16 protein-coding genes are annotated in these 20,705 nt (G+C 65.6%); 10 read left to right on the top strand and 6 right to left on the bottom strand.

Features of this window, described 5'->3' with window-relative positions; genetic code table 11:
• The first annotated feature begins 1 nt into the window (after window position 1).
• Genes AC5Y42_RS00580 through AC5Y42_RS00570 form a run of 3 tightly spaced genes read left to right on the top strand, consistent with a single transcriptional unit; the run spans window position 2 to window position 2,116 of the window.
• On the top strand, window positions 2-694 hold the full coding sequence (locus AC5Y42_RS00580) for an SRPBCC family protein (protein WP_499894951.1): 693 nt from the start codon (window positions 2-4) through the stop codon (window positions 692-694).
• On the top strand, window positions 691-1,566 hold the full coding sequence (locus AC5Y42_RS00575; RefSeq protein ID WP_499894950.1) for an FAD binding domain-containing protein: 876 nt from the start codon (window positions 691-693) through the stop codon (window positions 1,564-1,566). Before AC5Y42_RS00580 ends, AC5Y42_RS00575 begins: the two co-directional genes overlap by 4 nt.
• Complete coding sequence (locus tag AC5Y42_RS00570; RefSeq protein WP_499894948.1) at window positions 1,559-2,116, top strand: (2Fe-2S)-binding protein; 558 nt, start codon at window positions 1,559-1,561, stop codon at window positions 2,114-2,116. The genes AC5Y42_RS00575 and AC5Y42_RS00570 overlap by 8 nt, the downstream gene beginning before the upstream one ends.
• On the opposite strand, the gene AC5Y42_RS00565 is transcribed toward AC5Y42_RS00570, so the two are convergent.
• Window positions 2,044-3,039: an LLM class flavin-dependent oxidoreductase gene (locus AC5Y42_RS00565; RefSeq protein WP_499894946.1), complete on the bottom strand. Its 996-nt coding sequence runs from the start codon at window positions 3,037-3,039 to the stop codon at window positions 2,044-2,046. The genes AC5Y42_RS00570 and AC5Y42_RS00565 overlap by 73 nt on opposite strands.
• Before the next feature lie 109 nt (window positions 3,040-3,148).
• On the opposite strand from AC5Y42_RS00565, the gene AC5Y42_RS00560 reads away from it, so the two are divergent.
• Entirely contained in the window at window positions 3,149-3,706 is a 558-nt protein-coding gene (locus tag AC5Y42_RS00560) for a hypothetical protein (RefSeq protein ID WP_499894943.1), read from the top strand.
• Between the two features lie 35 nt (window positions 3,707-3,741).
• Here AC5Y42_RS00560 and AC5Y42_RS00555 read toward each other — a convergent pair whose 3' ends face one another.
• Window positions 3,742-6,915 carry an adenylate/guanylate cyclase domain-containing protein gene (locus AC5Y42_RS00555; protein WP_499894942.1) on the bottom strand — a complete coding sequence of 1,058 codons (3,174 nt, stop codon included), beginning with the start codon at window positions 6,913-6,915 and terminating at the stop codon, window positions 3,742-3,744.
• Between the two features lie 127 nt (window positions 6,916-7,042).
• A complete protein-coding gene (locus AC5Y42_RS00550) occupies window positions 7,043-10,279 on the bottom strand; it encodes an AAA family ATPase (RefSeq protein ID WP_499894941.1) in 3,237 nt (1,078 codons plus the stop codon).
• 112 nt (window positions 10,280-10,391) lie between these two features.
• Between AC5Y42_RS00550 and AC5Y42_RS00545 the strand changes: the two genes are divergently transcribed.
• Both AC5Y42_RS00545 and AC5Y42_RS00540 read left to right on the top strand, forming a co-directional pair.
• Entirely contained in the window at window positions 10,392-11,321 is a 930-nt protein-coding gene (locus tag AC5Y42_RS00545) for an LLM class F420-dependent oxidoreductase (protein WP_499894939.1), read from the top strand.
• An 18-nt stretch (window positions 11,322-11,339) separates the two neighbouring features.
• Complete coding sequence (locus AC5Y42_RS00540) at window positions 11,340-11,837, top strand: hypothetical protein (protein WP_499894937.1); 498 nt, start codon at window positions 11,340-11,342, stop codon at window positions 11,835-11,837.
• A gap of 179 nt (window positions 11,838-12,016) precedes the next feature.
• Here AC5Y42_RS00540 and AC5Y42_RS00535 read toward each other — a convergent pair whose 3' ends face one another.
• Window positions 12,017-12,487, bottom strand: a complete 471-nt coding sequence (locus AC5Y42_RS00535; RefSeq protein ID WP_499894934.1) for a hypothetical protein — start codon at window positions 12,485-12,487, stop codon at window positions 12,017-12,019.
• A 149-nt stretch (window positions 12,488-12,636) separates the two neighbouring features.
• Here AC5Y42_RS00535 and AC5Y42_RS00530 point away from each other — a divergent pair, with 149 nt between their 5' ends.
• From AC5Y42_RS00530 to AC5Y42_RS00515, 4 genes are all read left to right on the top strand, one after another.
• A complete protein-coding gene (locus tag AC5Y42_RS00530; RefSeq protein WP_499894932.1) occupies window positions 12,637-12,942 on the top strand; it encodes a hypothetical protein in 306 nt (101 codons plus the stop codon).
• A 340-nt stretch (window positions 12,943-13,282) separates the two neighbouring features.
• Entirely contained in the window at window positions 13,283-15,094 is a 1,812-nt protein-coding gene (locus AC5Y42_RS00525) for an Hsp70 family protein (RefSeq protein ID WP_499894930.1), read from the top strand.
• Window positions 15,095-15,259: 165 nt separating this feature from the next.
• A complete protein-coding gene (locus AC5Y42_RS00520; RefSeq protein ID WP_499894928.1) occupies window positions 15,260-18,112 on the top strand; it encodes a (Fe-S)-binding protein in 2,853 nt (950 codons plus the stop codon).
• Between the two features lie 20 nt (window positions 18,113-18,132).
• Window positions 18,133-19,425 (top strand): pyridoxal phosphate-dependent aminotransferase, encoded by a 1,293-nt coding sequence (locus AC5Y42_RS00515; RefSeq protein ID WP_499895800.1) that lies wholly within the window; start codon window positions 18,133-18,135, stop codon window positions 19,423-19,425.
• A gap of 24 nt (window positions 19,426-19,449) precedes the next feature.
• Here the strand turns inward: AC5Y42_RS00515 and rfbA are convergent, their stop codons facing one another.
• On the bottom strand, window positions 19,450-20,316 hold the full coding sequence (gene rfbA / locus AC5Y42_RS00510) for a glucose-1-phosphate thymidylyltransferase RfbA (RefSeq protein WP_499894927.1): 867 nt from the start codon (window positions 20,314-20,316) through the stop codon (window positions 19,450-19,452).
• 10 nt (window positions 20,317-20,326) lie between these two features.
• Window positions 20,327-20,698, bottom strand: coding sequence for a nuclear transport factor 2 family protein (locus AC5Y42_RS00505; protein WP_499894926.1), 372 nt, complete (start codon window positions 20,696-20,698; stop codon window positions 20,327-20,329).
• Window positions 20,699-20,705 lie beyond the last annotated feature (7 nt).

Genomic DNA, 20,705 nt, shown 5'->3' with positions numbered 1-20,705 from the left:
GTTGGAGCTCAACAACGAATTTCGTGTCGCGGTACCGCCGGCCAAGACGTGGGAGGTGCTCACCGACGTCGAACGGGTTGCCCCCTGTCTGCCCGGCGCCACTCTGCTGAGCGTCGACGGCGACGAGTTCACCGGCGCGGTCAAGGTCAAGGTGGGCCCAATCACCGTGTCCTACCAGGGGTTCGCCTCCTTCCAGGAAAAGGACGCGGCCGCCCAGCGGGTGGTACTCAAAGCCAACGGCAAAGAGACCCGCGGCAACGGCAACGCCGCGGCGGTGGTGACCGCCCAGCTCAAAGACGAGGGAGCGGCGACTGCCGTCGTCATCACCACCGACCTGACCATCTCGGGCAAAGCGGCACAGTTCGGCCGCGGGGTATTGGCCGATGTGTCCACTAACCTGATCGCCCAGTTCGCCAAACGGCTCGAGGCCGACTTACTCGGCGGCCAAGCAGGCGCTGAAACCTTCTCGGCGACAATGACGTCCGTATCCGCGGCGCAGGATGCCACGACCGATTCGGTCGACCTTCTCAAGGTGGTCGCGTTTCCGCTGGCTAAGCGGGCCATGCCGATACTCGCCGGTCTTGCCGCCGGGACGGCGCTCGGGTTTCTCCTGGGCCGCCGGAACCGGCGGATGCGTGCGCATCCAGTGCTGGCCGAGGATCTGCAGGCCGCTTTGGTCCGGCTGCTGTCATGAAAGCTGCCCCCTTCGCTTATCACCGTCCTGAGTCGGTCAAGGAGGCGGTGGGCCTGCTCGACGAGTATGGCGACGAGGCGAAGATCCTGGCCGGCGGGCAGAGCCTGGTGCCGATGCTGGCGATGCGCCTGACCTATTTCGAGAACCTCGTCGACATCTCGCGTGTCGACGAGTTGGTGGGCATCGACCTGTGCGGCGAGGAGGTGCGGATCAGTGCGGCGACCCCGCACGCATTGGTCGGGATGGACGACGAGGTCGCCGATTCGGTTCCGTTGCTCACCCGGGCCACGCCGTTGATCGGGCACTTCCAGATCCGCAGCCGGGGCACCCTCGGCGGTTCGATCGCCCACGCCGATCCCGCGGCAGAGTACGGCGCGGTGGCGCTGGCGCTCGGCGCCCAGATGGAAGCGGTGTCGTCGACTGGCACCCGGGAGATCGCCGCCGACGACTTTTTCACCGGGCTGTGGGAGAACTCGCTGGAGTCCGGCGAAATACTGACCGCCGTGCGCTTTCCGGTGTGGGGCAGTCGATCCGGGTTCGCCATCGAGGAATTCGCGCGCCGCCATGGCGACTTCGCGATCGCCGGCGCCGCGGTGGCCGTCCAGCTCGACGACGACAACCGGATCGGCCGGTGCGGTATCGGGCTGCTTGGGCTCGGGTCCACTCCAGTGCGGGCCTCGGCCGCCGAGCAAGCGGTGCTCGGCCGTCCCGTCGACGACATCACGTCGCAGCAGATCGGTGAACTGGCCATGGCCGATCTCGACGATGTTCCCGCCGACCTGCAGGGATCGGCTGCATACCGAACCAGAGTGGGCGCCACGATGGTGGGGCGCGCCTGGACTCAGGCGATTCAGGAGGCACGCGATGAATGAATTGCCGGTCCGCGTATCGGTCAACGGGCACCCGACCGAAGCGATCGTCGAGCCCCGGCTGACGCTGGCCGACTATCTGCGCGAACGTTGCGGGCTGACAGGGACCCACCTGGGCTGCGAGCACGGCGCCTGCGGCGCGTGCACGGTGCTGCTCGACGGGGCGGCGGTGCGGTCCTGCCTGATCTTCGCCGTCCAGACCGACGGCATGGAGGTGACGACGGTCGAAGGCGTCGCCTCCCCCGCCGGTGAGCTGTCGCCGGTGCAATCGGCACTGCGTGAATGCCACGGCCTGCAATGTGGTTTCTGCACACCGGGTTTCGTTATGTCGATTACCGCGCTGCTGCGCGACAACCCGCAGCCCACGGACACCGAGATCCGCGAGGGTCTATCCGGCAACTTCTGCCGCTGCACCGGCTATCAGGGCATCGTCAACGCCGTTCACCGCGCCGCCGAGTCGATGTCGGGCCCGGCAGCGGATCAGCCCGGCAGACCAACAGCGGTTGCGAAAGCCTTTAGTTCGCGCGGGATATCGGATCCGGCCGGCTGGTAGGCGAGCTCGGTGACGCCGGCCGCGGCGAGCCTGGCGATCTTGTCCATGATCTGCTCGGCGCTGCCGGTCAGCGCCGTCGAGCTGGCAAGCGGGAGGAGGTCGGCGACGTGGGGCTCGTCGCGCGTGTTGGCCCTTACCAGATGCCCATCGTGGATCGCCAGATGCCGCTCATTCTCCGGACAGGCCTCGATCGCCTCGCGCCATGCGCGCCCACCGGGTAGTGCGTCAACCGCATCAGCGCCGCCGCGTTCGTAGCTGGCGTGATACAGCACGACCGTCCCGGGACCCGCGGCGTCCGCGACCCGAGGAGAAGTCAGGTCCTCCCCCTCGTCGAGCACGGTGCCGAACGCCAGTAGCGCCCGCCACGCGGACACCTTCGCCGCATCGGGTTGGGGCAGCGCGGCGGAGAACACGCCGTCGCCTAGTTCGGCCGCCACGGCCAGACCCTTTGGGCCGTCGGCGCCGATCAGGATCGGCACGTCAACCGGCCGCTCGGCGCCGAAGCCCGGCGGGTGCATCATGCGCACCGCCGCCCCCTGCCATTCGGCGGTTTCGCCCGCGAGAAGAGCCCTCAGGCACCGGACGTAGTCGGCGACGTGCCGCCACGGCATCGGCCGCTGGCCGAGGGTGAATCGACCGGTAAAGCCGGAGCCGATCGCCACCGCCACCCGTCCAGGCGCCAGGCCGACCATCTCAGCGATCGCGGCAGCGTTCACCATCGGATGGCGCAGGCTGGGGACAAGTACTGCCGGTCCAAGACCGATGCGTGACGTACGCTCCGCACACCGGGTGAGCACCATCCACACGTCCGGGTAGAGGGCCGGCGAATCGTAAAGCCAGGCACGCTGGTAGCCAAGCGCTTCAGCCAGCTCCACGTGCGCGGGAGTCTCGGACGAGGTTGCGAACGCACACGAAATGTCCATTAGGCGGACACTACTGAACCAGGACGCGCAGGATGCCCGCATGAACACCGCTGCCCAAGGTGCGTCACTGCAGTCACTTGCATCACTTCGTACGTAGGCTGATTCCGATATGTCTGTGCGCAGAGCGAAGCTCGGTCTGATCGGCGCCTGGCTGCTGGCCGCGCTGCTGGCCCCCGGCTGCAGCACGTCTACCGACGGCAAGCCCGTGGCGGTCCCGGGCGCAGGAGCGCCCGAACCGTCGTTCCCGACCGCCAGGCCGTCACTCCGGCCGACGGCGAAGCCGCCAATGCCCAGCCCGTCACCGAGCCCGACCGCGCCGGGCGGCGCTATTGCGCTACCGCCCGACCAGAATGGCTACGTCTTCATCGAGACCAAATCCGGTCAGACACGCTGCCAGATCGCGACAGACACGGTGGGTTGCGAAGCGCAGTTCACCAACTCGCCGATCAAGGACGGTGAGCACGCCAACGGCGTCAATGTCACCGCCAGCGGGGACGTGCAGTGGGTGCTGGGCAATCTGGGCGACATCCCTACCGTGACCATCGAGTACCGCACCTATGACGCGCAGGGCTGGACGATCGATGCCTCCGAGAAGGGCACCCGTTTCACCAATGAGCGCACCGGCCACGGCATGTTCGTCAGCATCGAGCACGTCGACACGTTTTAGCGGACCGAGTTGATGCGCAGCGTATGCGGCCGCCGTCACGGCATCGCCTCGGACCATTCGATATGTCCCTCGTAGCCAAGCGTTTTCGCCATGCCACGGTAGTCATCCCGGAAGCGCGTGTAAGCGGCGCCATCACCACGGGCCCGGCCCAGCATCGCCCGCAGCCGCAACAACCAGACGTCGCACAGCATCAGGGCCCCATCGGCTGATGCGCTCGCCAGCCGGTCAATCGCGGCCTCGGCATCGGTCACGTCACCGTCGGCCTCGCGATCGAGCAGTGTCTCCACCAGAACAGCCGTCACGGGAATGCTCCATAACAGCAGATATCTCTCGCGGAACAGATGGTCGGCGACGGCGCGTATCACCGATATGGCGGCATCGCGATCTCCCTGATTGGCAGTCTCACGAGCTGAGTAGACCTGGGCGAGGGGCAAATCGCAAAGGTTGTGTCCTCGGTTCAGAAACACTTCGCTTACCTCGGCCAACAGCTGCTCTCCGTGGGCACGCTCGACGAGGGTGTCGCGGTGCACCAGGGCAACGCCTAACGCCGCCTGGGTAAAGCGCACCACGACGTCATCACTGGATCGCTCGGCGACTCGTAGTGCATCCTCGATCTCGTGCAGCGCACGGTCATCGGGCCTCAGCACGCCAAACGGTATTCCCAGCAAGTAGACATAGCCGACGACCCCGGCATACGACGCGGGATCAGCGCGGCGGGCCATAGCCAGGCCGTGCCGCAGGTCTTCCGACCATCCGGGACGGCCCAAAAAGTAACGAGCCATCCCCCGCGACGCAACGGCGAGCACCAACGGAGACCCGACTAGGAAGTTGCCTTTCGAGAGATCACCGTCGGCCAGATCGATGACGGTCTGTGACCATCGCAAGACGTCACGCCATTCGGCACTCTCGATCTTGCCGTAAATCACCGGGAAGGACAGACCCACGGTCAAGGTTGGTTCTCCGACCGACTCAGCGAGCGCCCAGGCTTCCGAAGCCAGCTGCGACGCCTCGCGCACCCGGTCCTGGTGCGCGTAGCCAACTACCAACCCTGCCGTCGCGATGCCAAGGGACGCCTTGTCCCCCGCGGCGCTGCACAACTCCCGCAATTCATCAAAGCGGTCGCCCGCGACATTGGCGTGGACTCGCCAGCCGGTCCCGCATGACATGGTGCGCGGGACGATGCGCATGGCCGCCCGATCCGGGTCATCGGCGGGTAGTGCGTCGGCGATGATTCGGGCCCGCTCCCAACTCAATCGCGCGGCGGCGATGTCACGGTTGGTCGCCCATGTTGCGGCACGCATTTGCCAGCCGTAGGCGGCGCGCAGATCACCGGCAGCCTCCAGATGTTCAGCGATCAGGGCAGCATTTTCATCAGGCGTGATCGGGCTACGGGCCTCGATTGCGGCTGCCAGCCGCCGATGTAACTCGGCACGATCCGACTTGAGTTGTGATTCGTAGGCCACCATGCGGATCAGCGGATGGTGAAATACGTACTCGGGCTGTCGCTGAGACCTGATCTGATCGATCAGCTCGCCCACCACCAGGTCCTCCAGCACAGGATCAATCCCCAGCGTTTTCAACAGGTCCCGGCTGAATTTCGCACCGATGACCGCCGCAGCGTTCAGGGTGCGTTTCGCTTTGGGGTTCAGCCGGTCAACGCGAGCGGCGAGGGTGGCCTGCACAGTGGCGGGCACGGTGATCTCGGCAGCGTCGACCGTGGAGACATAAACGCTTCGGCTGCCTCGCAACACGGCACGCTCAGCGAGATCCCGCACCATCTCCTCGGCGAAAAACGGATTACCGGCGGCCCGCTCGGCGATCACGGAGGCCAACGCGGCGACTGAGGGATCCGGCCCGAGCAGCTGCGAGACCAATGCTGCGGTCTCTTGATCAGTCAGTGGCGCGAGGGCTATGGATTCGGCACCGGCAACGCGGCTCAGCACTCCCCGATATTCGGGGCGGTAGGTGACCAGTACCAGTGTGGCCGTCTGGGGGATCACCGTGAGGAACGCGGCCAGCATCGACTCGCTGACCTCATCAATCCAGTGGGCGTCCTCGATCACATAGAGCGCCGGGCTTTTCCGGGCCAACAAGGCGGCGTTCACGAACGCGGTCAAGCGCCGTCGCCGCGCATCCGGATCAATCTTGGCCAGAACGTCATCGGGTGCTGCGATGCCCAGCAGCTCGTTGAACAGCAGCACGTCTTCGGGGTCGGCATCAAAAGCTTGAGCCCGCACCCGCTCACGGGCCACTGGCTCGTCCAGCCCGCCAATTCCGGTCGCTGCGCGCAACAGTCGAGCCACCACCTGAAACGGGATGTCGGTGGCATGCGATTCGCAGTAGGCCGCGAACGCCTCAACACCCCGCACCGCAGCGAGCACGGCGACCTCGCGCACCAGGCGGCTCTTGCCGATCCCCGGGGAGCCCACCACCGTGACCACCGAGCCATGACCGTCAATCGCGCGTTGCAGTAGAGCCTCCACAACGGCCATCTCTCTGCGCCGACCGACCAGCGCCGACTCAGCACCTCGGGCACGGCGATCGCGCTCCGACACCCCCAGCAGTAGATGAGCCGGCACTGGTACGTCGGAACCCTTGATCTGAACCAGCTCAGCCTCGCCCAGGCTCGCCACGCCCTCAACAAGTCGCGCCGTGGATTCGGTGAGCATCACCCCACCGGCCGGGGCGAGGGACTCCATCCGTTGTGCCATCCCGACTTGCTCACCAACGGCGGTGTAACCGAATGGCCCAGAACCGATTTCACCGGCGATCACCTCACCGGAGTTCAGTCCCACCCGCAATTGCAGCTTCACACCGTCGTGCTTTTGGACATCGACGGCAAGCCGCTTCGTATCCTCCTGAACCCTTAACGCCGCTAAGCAGGCACGAAGGGCGTGGTCTTCCAGTGCCGACGGCGCGCCAAACACCGCCATGATCCCGTCACCGGTGAACTTGTCCACCGTGCCGCCATAGCGTTTGACCACTGCCGCGCACCGGTCGGCGAGGTCGGCCATGATCTCGCGAAGCCGCTCCGTTCCCACGGCAGCCGCGATGTCCATCGAGTGGACCACGTCGGCGAACAGAACCGTGACCTGCTTGTACTCCGCGTGGGCGCCGGGCTCGGATATCGGTGAGCCACAGCTATGGCAAAACCGCGCATTCGCTAGAGGCTCGGTACCGCACTTTCGGCACGCCGCTGTGGCCGTCATCCGACCCTCCGCCAGTCCGCCCCCCGTTCAAGCGTCTTCTAAAGATAGCCGTTTAACGCGTCGCCGAGGAGTCGTCGGGGACATTTACGGTGGTTACGGCACCGGCCGCTGCACGGCCTGCAACCCGTTAGCTCATCGCGTGAGCAAGCGCAATGTGTCCCTCGAAACCGGACCATTCAGCGCGGGCGCGGTACCGTTCGCAGAACTCGCGATAGCGATCGGCATCCCCGCGAGCTTTGGCAAGCAGTGCGTTCAACCGCAGCAGGGGAAGCTCGTGGAACAAGAAGCCAGGCTCGGTCGGTGTTGCCGCTAGGTTGTCGATGGCATTCTGCGCTTCGTCAAGATCTCCATCGCGATGTCGGTTGAGCAGTGCTTCGACGAGGACGGTGGTGCACCAACCGCGATTGCTCATTTCGCCGGACTGGATTTCGTTCTCGAGTACGGCACGGCACAATGCGATAGCACCGTCGAAGTCACCGATTCGACTTTTCTCTGCTGCGAAATCGATGTCAGCGCACCAGGCGGCAACGATGATGTTTCGATGCTCGAGCGCCACTCGGCGAGCCCTGTCCAGTAGTTCAAAACCAAACTTTCGGTCAGCGTCCTCACGGCGCACCAAGACGAGCCCACGCGTGAATTCCGCATTAGTGAGCGCGAAGTCGTCGCCGAACTGTTGGGCGATTTCCAACGCCTCCGCAGTGTCTCGCAACGCATCGTCATCGGGTTGCAGCGCCCAGCTCTGCGTCGCGATGTACTTGAACATGACCACAGCGCAGAACGTGAATTTGTCGGTTTTGCGGGCGAGCGCGACGGCGTCATCGAAGTCCTGGCGCCAACCGGGAATGCCCAGCGCGCACCGTGCCGACGCCCGCATCACCAATGCGAACGCCAATGGCGACCCCACGATCATGTTGCCCATAGTGGGTTCGCCTCGGGATGTGTCGATTGCGCGCTGGCTGAGCTCCATGGCTTCGGAGACTTCACCCACGGACCATTTGACGATTATGGGCGTCATCAACAGGCCGACAGTCAGCTCGGGATCACCGATCGAATCCAGCAGTGCCACATGGTGCGAAGCCAAGCGTGAGGCTTCTGCATACTGCCCGTAGAACTGCATCAGACTGACAAGCCCTGTCATGCCGATGACTAGTGATCTCGCATCGCCTGCAGCAGTGGCCAATTCGCGTAATTCGTCGAAGCGAATGTCGTCGAGGCTTGCGCTGACCCGCCAGATCGTTGCGCACAACAAGGTCCGGGGGGCGATGCGCATGGCAATGCGACCGGCGTCCTCGGCGGGCACCTGGTCAGCCACGCGACGGGCTCGCTCCCAACTCATTCGCGCACCGGTGATGTCGCGATGCGTCGACCAGTTCCCGGCTCGCATGTGCCATCCGAACGCTGAGTGCAGATCGCCTGCAGCCTCCACATGATCCGCGATCAACGCGGCGTTTTCGTCGATCGATTCCGGCTTGCGCGCTTCGATCGCGGCAGCAACCCGCCGGTGCAACTCAGCTCGATCGGATTTGAGCTGCGATTCGTAAGCCACCGCACGGATCAGCGGATGGTGGAATACATACTCGGGTTGCCTGGCGAAGCTGACCTGATCGATGAACTCGCCTACGACTAGGTCATCGACAACTGGCTCGACACCCAGAACGGTCAGCAGGTCTAGGTCGAAACGAGAGCCGACGACTGCCGCTGCGCTCAACGTGCGTTTCGCGTTCGGATCGAGACGATCAATACGCGCAGCGATAGTCGCCTGCAACGTGGCCGGCACACTGACCTCAGTAGTGCCTTTCGTTAACGCGTATGCACCCGGCGCGCCGCGCAGCACATCACGATCGGCCAGATCGCGCATGATCTCCTCGGCAAAAAATGGGTTTCCAGCGGACCGCTCAACGACCATCTGGCCCAGCCCCCGGACCGAGCCGTCTGGCCCGAGTAGTTCTCTGACCAGTGCCGCGGTCTCTGAATCACTTAGCGGTGCAAGGGCGACGGTCTGAGCCCCAGGCGCCCGCGCCAGGGCGCCGCCATACTCCGGTCGATACGTAACCAGCACCAGCAACGGAGTTCGCGGGATCACGCTGAGGAACTCAGCCAGCATCGACTCGCTGACCTTGTCAATCCAATGAACGTCTTCGATGACGTAGACAGCCGGGCTTTTGCGGGCCAGGGAGGCGGCATTGACCAATGCGGTCAGCCGCCGCCGGCGCGCATCGGGATCGATGGTCGGTAGAGCAGCATCTGGGTCGGCAATGCCCAGCAGGTCATCGAGCAAGGCCAAGTCCTGTGGGTCTGCGTCGCTCAGCCGGTCGCGCACTCGATCGCGAGCCTGCTGCCCTTCAAAACCATCGACGCCGGTGATCGCACATAGCAGCCGCGCCACGACTTGAAATGGAATTTGGCTCTCGTGCGACTCGCAATGCGCGGTGAACACCGCCACGCCCTGTCGGGCCGCCAGCGCCGCCACCTCGCGCACAAGACGGCTTTTGCCGATGCCAGGCGGCCCGACCACGCCCACCACAGCGCCCTGACCATCGACGGCGCAGTCCAACAGGCCTGTAACGGCGGATATCTCCAGCCGCCGACCGACCAGAGTGGATTCAGCACGCCAGGCCGCACGGTGACCTCCACCCATCCCCAGCAACCGACGGGCGGGTACTGGCGCGTCGACACCTTTGATCTGAATCAGCTCAGATTCGCCGAGAGCCGCTACCCCATCAACTAACCGCACTGTCGATGCGCTGAGCATCACCCCACCCGACGGAGCGCCCGCCTCCATCCGCTGAGCCATGCCTACCTGCTCGCCAATACTGGTGTAGCCCAACGATTTTGACCCGACCTCCCCAGCGATGACCTGACCAGAGTTCAGCCCGATCCGCAAAGCCAGTTCGACGTGGTCGCGATTGCTGACCGCAACGGCCATCCGGCTGATCTCCGCCTGGATGCCCAGCGCCGCGAGGCAGGCCCGCACGGCGTGGTCCTCCAAAGCCACCGGTGCGCCAAACACCGCCATGATGCCGTCGCCGGTGAACTTGTCCACCGTCCCACCAAAGCGCTGCACCACAGCAGTGGCTTTGTCGACTAACTGTGCCATGATTTCGCGCAGCCGCTCCGCACCCACCGTTGCCGCAAGCTCCATCGAATGAACGACATCGGCGAACAGCACCGTCACCTGCTTGTACTCAGCCGACTGGACAGCCTTGGCGAGTCGCGCACCACATTCAGCGCAGAACTTGGCCGTTGGCCCGGACTCCGCGCCGCAAGAATCACAGAATCGCCCCGTCGCGGTCAGTCCACCGCCACCATCCGTGCTGCGGTCCACCTCATCATGGTTCCACTGCTGGTCAGCGGTGTCCCTCATATGGCCGTAGCACCGTCATCACGATGTTTTGAGACGCCGGCGGCTCATACACCATCCGCCGCTAAAACCTCGATCACGTCTTGTTCGCGGCAGCGCCCGTAGTCTGTCGGGCGTGGACTTCCGGGTTTTCGTCGAACCGCAACAAGGCGCCAGTTACGCCGACCAACTCGCCGTGGCGCAGGCCGCCGAATCGTTGGGCTTCTCTGGGTTTTTCCGCTCCGACCACTACGTGGCGATGAGCGGTGTCGGATTGCCCGGCCCGACGGATTCCTGGGTGACGCTGGGCGGTATCGCCCGGGAGACGTCGTCGATCCGGCTCGGCACGCTGGTCACCTCGGCGACGTTCCGGCATCCGGGGCCGTTGGCGGTGTCGGTCGCGCAAGTCGACGAGATGAGCGGCGGGCGTGTCGAATTCGGCATCGGCGCCGGCTGGTTCGAGCGGGAGCATCAGGCCTACGCGATCCCGTTCCCACCGCTGGCCGAGCGGTTCGCCCGGCTGACCGAGCAACTGGAGATCATCAGCGGGCTGTGGACCACCCCGGAGGGTGAAACGTTCGACTACGCCGGAGCTCACTACGCGATCAACGACTCCCCCGCGCTGCCCAAGCCGGTGCAGCAACCGCAACCCCCCATCATCATCGGCGGGATGGGCGCCAAGCGGACACCGCGGCTGGCGGCAACTTTCGCCGACGAGTTCAACGTGCCGTTCGCGCCGTTAGACACCATCCGCGCCCAGTTGGATCGAGTCGGCGCCGCAGTGCAGGCGGTGGGCCGGTCGGTGGACTCGATGACCTATTCCGCGGCCTTTGTGCTGTGCGCCGGGCGTGACGACGCAGAGATCCGCCGGCGCGCCGCCGCCATCGGGCGTGATCTCGACGAGCTGCGGGACAACTCTCCCCTGGCGGGCAGCCCCGACGAGATCGTCGACCGGCTGGGGCCATTCACCGAGATCGGTGTACAGCGGGTGTATATGCAACTGCTGGACATGTCGGATCTGGAGCACCTGCAGCTATTCGCCGACGAGGTGCTGCCCCAGTTGTGACAGTCGTAGGATCGACCCGTGGCCCGCTACGGTCCCCCGGATAATCCAAGCAACCAGCCCACTCAGCGGGCCGACTACGACCCGAACGCACAACAACCGACCGGTCCGATCGAATCTGCTCAGCTCGCCGAGCCCGACGCCGCACCAACGCCGTGGTATCGCAAGCGCTCGCTGCTGGCCGCTTGGGCCACGGTGGTGGCGATCCTGGTCGCGCTGATCATCTACGGGCTCGTCGAACTCTCCACCGGTGGCGGTGGCGCGCCCACCCCGACGACGTCGTCGACGTCGACGACCACCACCAGCCCGTCGTCAACGACGACCACGACGAGCCCCTCGCCGTCCAGCTCGAATGAACCGCCGCCACCACCGCCGGCGCAGAACGCGCCCGTCCCACGGCAGCCCGCACCGGCCGCGCCGCACCAACCTCCGCATCTGCCCAAGTTGCCGCCGTTGCCGCATCTGCCGTCGACGATCACCCTGCCGCACACGGTGATTACCCTGCCGCCGGGCATCTGAGCTAAGGCGCCGACGGCCGGTCGGCCTGCCGTCCGCGTGGCACCGGTGTCGCGGCGATGGCCAGAGCTACCATCAGCCACCGTGACAGGCTACGAACCCCCCGGCAATGGCGGCGACGAGCCGACTCAGTACGCGCCCAATTACGGCCAAAGCGGCGAGCCGACCCAGTATGCCGCCAACTACAACGAGTACCAGGCGGGTCCGGAATACGACGACGACGGCGGCGGCGCCCCGCCAGAACCTGAACCCACCCCGTGGTATCGCAAACCCGCAGCGCTGGTCGCCTGGGGTGTGGCGGTCGCAATTCTCATCGCGCTGATCGTCTGGGGCATCGTGCAAATGGTGAGCGGAGGCGGTACCTCCACGACGACGACGTCGTCGACCACCACAACGACCACCACCACACCGGCACCCACGACGACCACCGCCGCGCCGGTCGTGCCGCCCAGCACCGCCGTTCCCACCACCACGACTGCCCCGACCAGCACCACCACAACGACGACGACCACCACCGAGACAACGACCACCACGACAACGACCACCACTGAGACGACCACGACGACGACCACCACTACCGCCAGCGCGCCCCCGCCGGGAGCGTTCAACGCGCCGTCAGTGATCACCTTGCCGCCGATACCGACTGCAGTCACGCTGCCGCCGGGCCTCTGAAGCGATAACATCGCTCGCCGTGGGGGTCAGCGAACCACCTGGCAACGCCGACGACTCGCGCTCGGGCGGCAATGGTGACGACCTGTTCAGCCGCACCGACGGACCGTCGCCCTGGTTTCTCAAGCCCTGAGTGCTGGCCGGCTGGGGCGTGCTGGTCGCGATCCTGATCGCGGTGATCATCTACGGCCTGGTCATCCTGGCCAGCGGTGGTGGCGGCACGCCCGCCACCACTACACCGTCATCTACCACGACGACGACCACCACCACTACCACGAAGACCACGGTCAGGACCACCACCACTACCACCACGACGGTCCCGTCCGAGACAACCGAGGAACCCCTGCCGCCGCAGCCTTACCCGCCGCCGACTGAGCAACAGCCCCGTCATCACTGGTGGCAGGACCTGCCCAACATTCACGTGCCCTCTATCCCCTGAGCCGTTGGCATTGCGGTCGTCAGCAGCACTGCTCCGGCGCGGATGGCGGCATCGGGATTGCGCACCGGAACAAACACGAAGTCCAGCAATGAGTTTGCCCCACGGAACCTCCTGTTCGCCTGTTACCAACGACCCCGGTATTCACAGCAACCCCCAAGCTGTTTCCCACCTTGTCTCGACCGCGGCTCGGCCCGTGAGGGGTGCGCAGCCCGCTGTGATAACTGCTGGATTAGAGCGCGCCCTAACGGGGGACTGACTATAGGGATCGTGGGGCAGTGCCGGCGCTGTGAGCCAGGGGGTCTTGGCCGTCGGCCAGATGTGGGATACAGAGGTGTGCGATATGAGCGATCCGCTCGGGCTGTCGGTCGGGGTGGCAAACCTGGTGGCGGCGCGGGTGGGGAGCGCGCCGGTGACCCGCCGATCGGTGTTGACGGTGTTCGACCACCGGCCACCCGAGGTGGGGGTCCCGGAGGACAACCCGAAGCTGAACGAACCGGGCCTGATCTTGAGCGGATTCATCGAGCGCGTCGACGACCCGGCGCCGTTCATCGGGCCCGACGGATCGATTCACCGCAGTGATGTGTTGGCGGCCGAAGCCCTCGACGCGGTGGCCCGTGCCGCTGGCGGCGGCGCGCCAACGGCGGTCGCGGTTCCCGGGCACTGGGGCCAAAACGCGGTCGCTGCGCTGCGCGAGGCATTGCGCGCCAAGCCCGCGCTGACACCCAACGGTGCATTGCCTGCCTTGATTTCCGACGCCACCACGGCGCTGGCCGCGCTGTACGCGAAACCGGGATTCCCGACGGACGGCGTCGTCGCGCTGTGCGACTTCGGTGCGAGCGGCACCAGCCTCACGCTCACCGACGCGGCGGCGAACTTTCGGCACATCGGTGAAACCGTTCGCTACACCGAATTCTCCGGTGACCAAGTCGATCGCGCGATCCTGAACCGACTGCAGGCCCGCGGTGCCGGCAGCACCGACGCGGCGGGCACCGGGCCGGTCGGGTCGCCGGTGCGCCGACTCGACGAATGCCGGCGCGTCAAAGAGCAACTGTCCGCCGCGACGGTCGCTGTGGTGCCGGCCGAGATGCCCGGCCTGGGCTACGAGGTGCGGTTCACTCGCGCGGAACTGGAGGACCTGATCTCCGGACCGCTCGAGCGGTTCGTCAACTGCGTCCAGAATATGTTGCGGCACAAGGCGATTCAAAGGACCCAACTGGCAGCGATCGCGACGGTCGGCGGCGGGGCGTGCATCCCGTTGGTCACTCATCATTTGGAGGAGCGGCTGCAGGTCCCGGTGGTGACCACACCACAACCCACGCTGAGCGCTGCGATCGGCGCAGCCGTCCTCGCCGAACAGCAATCGTCGACGAGCGGTGTGGCTTCCGCGGCACCACCGACTGCGGTGGGACCCACCGTCGCCCCGGTAGAACCGCGCGGTTTCGACGAGGTTGAGCCGAGCGACCCGACCGAAATGGTCCCCGCTGGATGGGCCGCCGGGGTCAGCGCCGCGGCCGCGGGGCAATCGGTCGAGGACGGCGCCCGCTCGGCGACTTACCGTGCCTTGGCCTGGTCCCAGGAGGCCTCCACGGGTAGCGAGCCGCTGCCCTATACCGGTGAGGACCACAGCGGCGAATACGGGCAGACCCCGCCTGCTGCCCCGCCGCCGGAGCCCGCCCCACCACCCGCCGCGCCCGAGCGGTCGCACTGGTACAAGCGATCAGGAGTGCTGTTCAGCGTGGCCGCGACCGCCGCGCTGGTGGCCCTGCTCGGAGCCGGTGTCGTGGTGTTGAAACTGAGTGCCGCCAACCAGAGCCCCATTAAAAGCACGACCACTGTTCCCACGCCGAGCCAATTGCCCAGCGTCGGACCACTGACCTCGGAGCCACCGCCGCCGGCGACCGAGCCGCCCGCCCCCGAACCGACCGAGCCGGTGAATCCGGCCCCACCGCCACCACCACCGCCGACGACCACCCAGCCGCCCGTGACCACCACGACGACGCAACCGACGACTGCCACTACCCGACCGACGACGACCATGCCGACGACCACGCAACCGACCACCACCTTCACCTACCCGCCGGTCACGACGCGTCCGCCCACGACTGCCCAGATCCCGACGCTGGTGCCGGTCACGCCCACCTACGGCCACTGACGGGCCACTCGCTCGCTACGGGCATGAGTTAGGGCAGCCTTGGTCGCGGTCGTCACCGCAAAGATGTCACTATGAGCTGGCCGAGCAGGCACCGGCAGCTAAGTTACCGGCTAGTAACATTAGTTAAGTTACCGATCAGTAGCGCCAGAATGGGAGAGACGCTCAGTGGACACACAGATGCTGATCAGACTGGTAGTCGGCCTGGGCATGACGGCGCTCGTGGTGCTGTTCGCCGCCCGACGGGTCGGCTGGCTGGCCAAACTCACCCTGACCGGCCAACCGGCCAGCGGACGCACCGACAATATCGGCGAACGGATTTGGATCGAGCTCTCCGAGGTCTTCGGGCAGCGCCGGCTGCTGAAATGGTCGATCCCCGGCCTGGCCCACTTCTTCACGATGTGGGCTTTCTTCATCCTGCTGACGGTCTACATCGAGGCCTACGGGTTGCTGTTCGACCAAGAATTCCACATCCCGGTTATCGGTCGCTGGGACGTGCTCGGCTTCATTCAGGACTTCTTCATCGTTGCGGTGACTGCCGGGATCGTCACCTTTGCGATCATCCGTCTCCTGCGCAATCCGCGTGAGATCGGGCGCGCCTCCCGGTTCTACGGCTCGCACAACGGCGGGGCCTGGCTGATCCTGTTCATGATTTTCAACGTCGTCTGGACGTTTGTGTTGCTGCGTGGGGCGGCCGTCAACAACGGCACGCTGCCCTACGGTAAGGCGGCATTCGTTTCACACCTGTTCGGTGTGATCCTCAAGCCGCTGGGCCACACCGGCAACGAGATCCTGGAAACCGTTGCGCTGCTGCTGCATATCGGCGTCATGTTGGCGTTCCTGATCATCGTGCTGCACTCCAAGCACCTGCACATCTTCCTGGCGCCGATCAACGTCGTGTTCAAGCGGCTGCCCGACGGTTTGGGACCGCTACTGCCGATCGAGTCCGGCGGCAAGCCGATCGACTTCGAAAACCCGCCCGATGACGCCGAATTCGGCCGCGGCAAGATCGAGGACTTCACCTGGAAGGGCATGCTCGACTTCGCCACCTGTACCGAGTGTGGACGCTGCCAGTCGCAGTGCCCGGCCTGGAACACCGGCAAGCCGCTGTCGCCCAAGCTCGTCATCATGGACTTGCGTGATCACTGGATGGCCAAGGCGCCCTACCTGCTCGGCGAGAAGCAGGCCGACGCCGAGGGCGGCTACATCGAATCCGGCCGCGGCGAAGGCCACCACGTCCCGGAATCCGGGTTCGGCCGGGTACCGGGCTCCGGGCCTGAGCAGGTCAACCGCCCGCTGGTCGGCACCGAAGAGCAGGGCGGCGTGATCGACCCCGACGTGCTGTGGTCCTGCGTGATGTGCGGCGCCTGCGTCGAGCAGTGCCCGGTGGACATCGAGCACATCGACCACATCGTCGATATGCGCCGCTACCAGGTGATGATGGAGTCGGAGTTCCCCTCCGAGCTCTCGGTGCTGTTCAAAAACCTGGAAACCAAGGGCAACCCGTGGGGGCAGAACGCCGCCGACCGGACCAGCTGGATCAGCGAGGTCGACTTCGACGTCCCGGTCTACGGCGAAGACGTCGACAGCTTCGACGGCTACGAATACCTGTTCTGGGTCGGCTGCGCCGGCGCCTACGACGACAAGGCCAAGAAGACCACCAAAGCCGTCGCCGAACTGCTGGCCATCGCCGGGGTGAAATTCATGGTGCTGGGCACCGGGGAAACCTGCAACGGCGACTCGGCGCGCCGTTCGGGCAACGAGTTCCTGTTCCAACAGCTGGCCGCCCAGGCCGTCGAGACGCTCGACGGGGTCTTCGAAGGCGTGGAGACCGTCGACCGCAAGATCGTGGTCACCTGCCCGCACTGCTTCAACACCATCGGCCGCGAATACAAGCAACTGGGCAGCAACTACTCGGTGTTGCACCACACCCAGCTGCTCAACCGGCTGGTGCGCGACAAGAAGCTGATTTCGGTGAAGCCGGTGGACGGCGACGGACCGTCGATCACCTACCACGACCCGTGTTATCTGGGCCGGCACAACAAGGTCTACGAGGCGCCGCGCGACCTGATCGGGGCCTCGGGTGCGACGCTGACGGAGATGCCGCGGCACGCCGAGCGCAGCTTCTGCTGTGGCGCCGGCGGCGCGCGGATGTGGATGGAAGAGCACATCGGCAAGCGGATCAACCACGAGCGGGTTGACGAGGCGCTGGGCACCGGCGCCACCACCGTGGCCACCGCCTGTCCGTTCTGCCGGGTGATGGTCAGCGACGGCGTCAACGACCGCGCCGAAGCCGCCGGCCGTACCGATGTCGACGTGCGCGACGTGGCCAACATATTGCTGGAGACCATCGACCGCAGCAACGTCACGCTGCCGGCGAAGGGCACGGCTGCCGAGGAGGCCGCCAAGGCCGCCCCGAAGGCCGCTCCGAAGGCCGCGGCAGCCCCCGCCGCGACGGCGCCGGGCAAGGAGACCACCGAAGCGGAAACCGCCGCGCCCACGCAGGAGAAGGCCACCAAGGCCGTTACCGGTCTGGGTATTGCCGGTGGCGCTAAGCGGCCCGGTGCCAAAAAGGCCGCAGCGCCAACGCAACCGGCGCAAGAAGCCAAAGCCGCGGCGCCCGCCGCACCCGTGAAGGGGTTGGGCATGGCCGCCGGCGCCAAGCGGCCAGGCGCCAAGAAGACCGCTGCACCAGCAGAATCCGCGGCCGCCCCGGAAGCAAAGCCGGAAGCAGAGACCACGGCCGAAGCCAAACCGGAAGCCAAGGCGCCGGCCGCGCCGGTCAAGGGGCTGGGCATCGCCGCGGGGGCCAAACGACCCGGCGCCAAAAAAGCCGCTGCGACGCCCGCAGAAGCCCCCGCGCAACCGGCGAGTGCCGAGCCGGCGTCGGCGCCCGAAGCAAAGCCGGAACCGGAATCCAAGCCGGCGTCCACGGACCAAGACGGCGACAGCGAAACGCCAACGCCGCCGGTCAAAGGGCTGGGAATCGCCAAAGGCGTGCGTCCCCCGGGCAAGCGCTGAGACGCTTTAGCGAATTTTCACTGGACAACCGTGGCACCATAGTTGACGTGACTACGCATCAGCTGCCCTGGCATGCCACCGGGCATCCGCCGCGGCAGCGCACGTTCGCGCAGTCGTCCAAGCTGCAGGATGTCCTCTACGAGATTCGCGGCCCGGTGCATGACCACGCCGCACGGCTGGAAGCCGAGGGGCACCGGATTCTCAAGCTGAACATCGGCAACCCCGCGCCGTTCGGGTTTGAAGCTCCCGACGTGATCATGCGCGACATGATCCAGGCGTTGCCGAATGCGCAGGGCTATTCGGACTCCAAGGGAATCCTGCCGGCGCGGCGTGCGGTGGTCACCCGCTACGAAGTCATCGAAGGCTTCCCCCGGTTCGACGTCGACGACGTCTACCTGGGAAACGGTGTCTCCGAGCTGATCACGCTGACGCTGCAGGCCTTGCTGGACAACGGCGATCAGGTGTTGATCCCGGCACCCGACTATCCGCTGTGGACGGCGTCGACGTCACTTGCCGGCGGCACCCCGGTGCACTATCTGTGCGACGAGACCCAGGGCTGGCAGCCCGACATCGCCGACCTGGAGTCCAAGATCACCGAGCGCACCAAGGCGCTGGTCGTGATCAATCCGAACAACCCGACCGGTGCCGTCTACGGCCGCGAAGTCCTCACCCAGATAGCCGATTTGGCGCGCAAGCATCAGCTGTTGCTGCTCGCCGATGAGATCTACGACAAGATCCTCTACGACGACGCCGAGCACATCAGCATGGCTTCAGTAGCGCCCGACCTGTTGTGCCTGACGTTCAACGGATTGTCGAAAGCCTATCGAGTGGCCGGCTATCGGGCCGGCTGGCTGGCCATCACCGGTCCCAAAGACCACGCCAGCAGTTTCCTCGAAGGCATCCACCTGCTGGCGAACATGCGGCTATGTCCCAATGTCCCTGCGCAGCATGCCATCCAGGTCGCGTTGGGCGGCTACCAAAGCATCGACGACCTGGTGCTTCCGGGTGGCCGGCTGCTCGAGCAGCGCGATGTGGCGTGGACCCAACTCAACGAGATCCCCGGGGTGTCGTGCGTCAAACCCGCGGGTGCGCTGTACACCTTCCCGCGACTGGATCCCGAGGTGTACGACATCGCCGACGACGAGCAGTTGGTGCTGGATCTATTGTTGACGGAGAAGATTCTGGTGACTCAAGGCACTGGATTCAATTGGCCCGCACCCGATCACCTGCGCATCGTGACGCTGCCGTGGGCACGCGACCTGTCCCATGCGATCGAGCGGCTGGGTAACTTCTTGGCCAGCTACCGTCAGTAAGCAGACTTGTGGGTGTACGGGATATCAGCGTTGTTCCAACAGGCTCAGTAGGTAATTGCCGTACCCGGACTTCGCCAGCGACCGGCCGCGCTGCGCCAGTTGCTCGTCGTCGATGAAGCCGCTGCGCCAGGCCACTTCCTCGGGAACACCGATCTTGAGACCCTGTCGACGCTCTACCGTGCGCACGTAATCGCTGGCGTCCAGCAGGGAATCGAACGTCCCGGTGTCCAACCAGGCGGTACCACGTGCGAGCACTTCGACGTTGAGCCTGCCTTGATTCAGGTAAATCTGGTTCACCTCGGTGATTTCGTACTCGCCGCGCGCCGACGGCCGCAGGCCACGCGCGATCTCGATCACATCGTTGTCATAGAAGTACAGACCCGGAACCGCGTATTGCGACTTCGGGGTGGCCGGCTTCTCCTCCAGCGACAACGCAATGCCGTCGTCGCTGAATTCGACGACACCGTATGCCGATGGGTTGGCCACCCAGTAGGCGAAAATTGCTCCGCCGTCGACGGTTTGGAAGCGGCTGAGGTTCGTTCCCAACCCGGGGCCATAGAAGATGTTGTCTCCCAAGGCCAATGCCACCGAGTCATTCCCGATGTGGTCTGCACCGAGGACGAACGCCTGGGCCAGGCCGTCGGGCCGGTCCTGTACCGCGTAGCTGATGTTGATGCCGAATGCCGCGCCGTCCTCGAGTAGCCGCTGGAAAGCCGGCGCATCGTGGCCCGTGGTGATGATCTGGATGTCGCGAATGCCGGCCATGATCAGCGTGGACAGCGGGTAGTAGATCATCGGTTTGTCGTAGACGGGCAGCAACTGCTTGCTGGAGCCCATCGTGATCGGATAGAGCCGGGTGCCCGATCCGCCGGCCAGAATGATGCCGCGCATGTAGTACTCCTCAGTCGACGAGGTCGGCCTCGGTGAGATCGGTCGCGGCCAGTGCGGCCGCCAAGTCGCGATGACCGAATACCGAGGTGATGTGATCGTGGACCACCCGGAACGCTGCCGCCGCAACGACGTTAGCGGGCGGATCGTCGGGGCCGGCCTTGTGTTCGACGACGACGACGCCGTCGTGCACATACATCCTGCCCGGTTCGGTGCCGCCCGGGCGATCGCTCGCCCATTGGCGCAGCGCGTCGTGCCCCTGACCGGCACCGCGTGCGTCGCCGACTTCGATGTCGTCGCTGGACAGGGCGACCAAGGTGTCGATGTCGGACGCGTTGAGGGCGTCGTACCAAGCCAGGACGGTGGCGATCTCCGATGTGGTCATGGACTGC

This window comes from Mycobacterium sp. NGS48, assembly GCF_059812585.1.
This window is presented reverse-complemented; position numbering and strand designations above follow the sequence as displayed.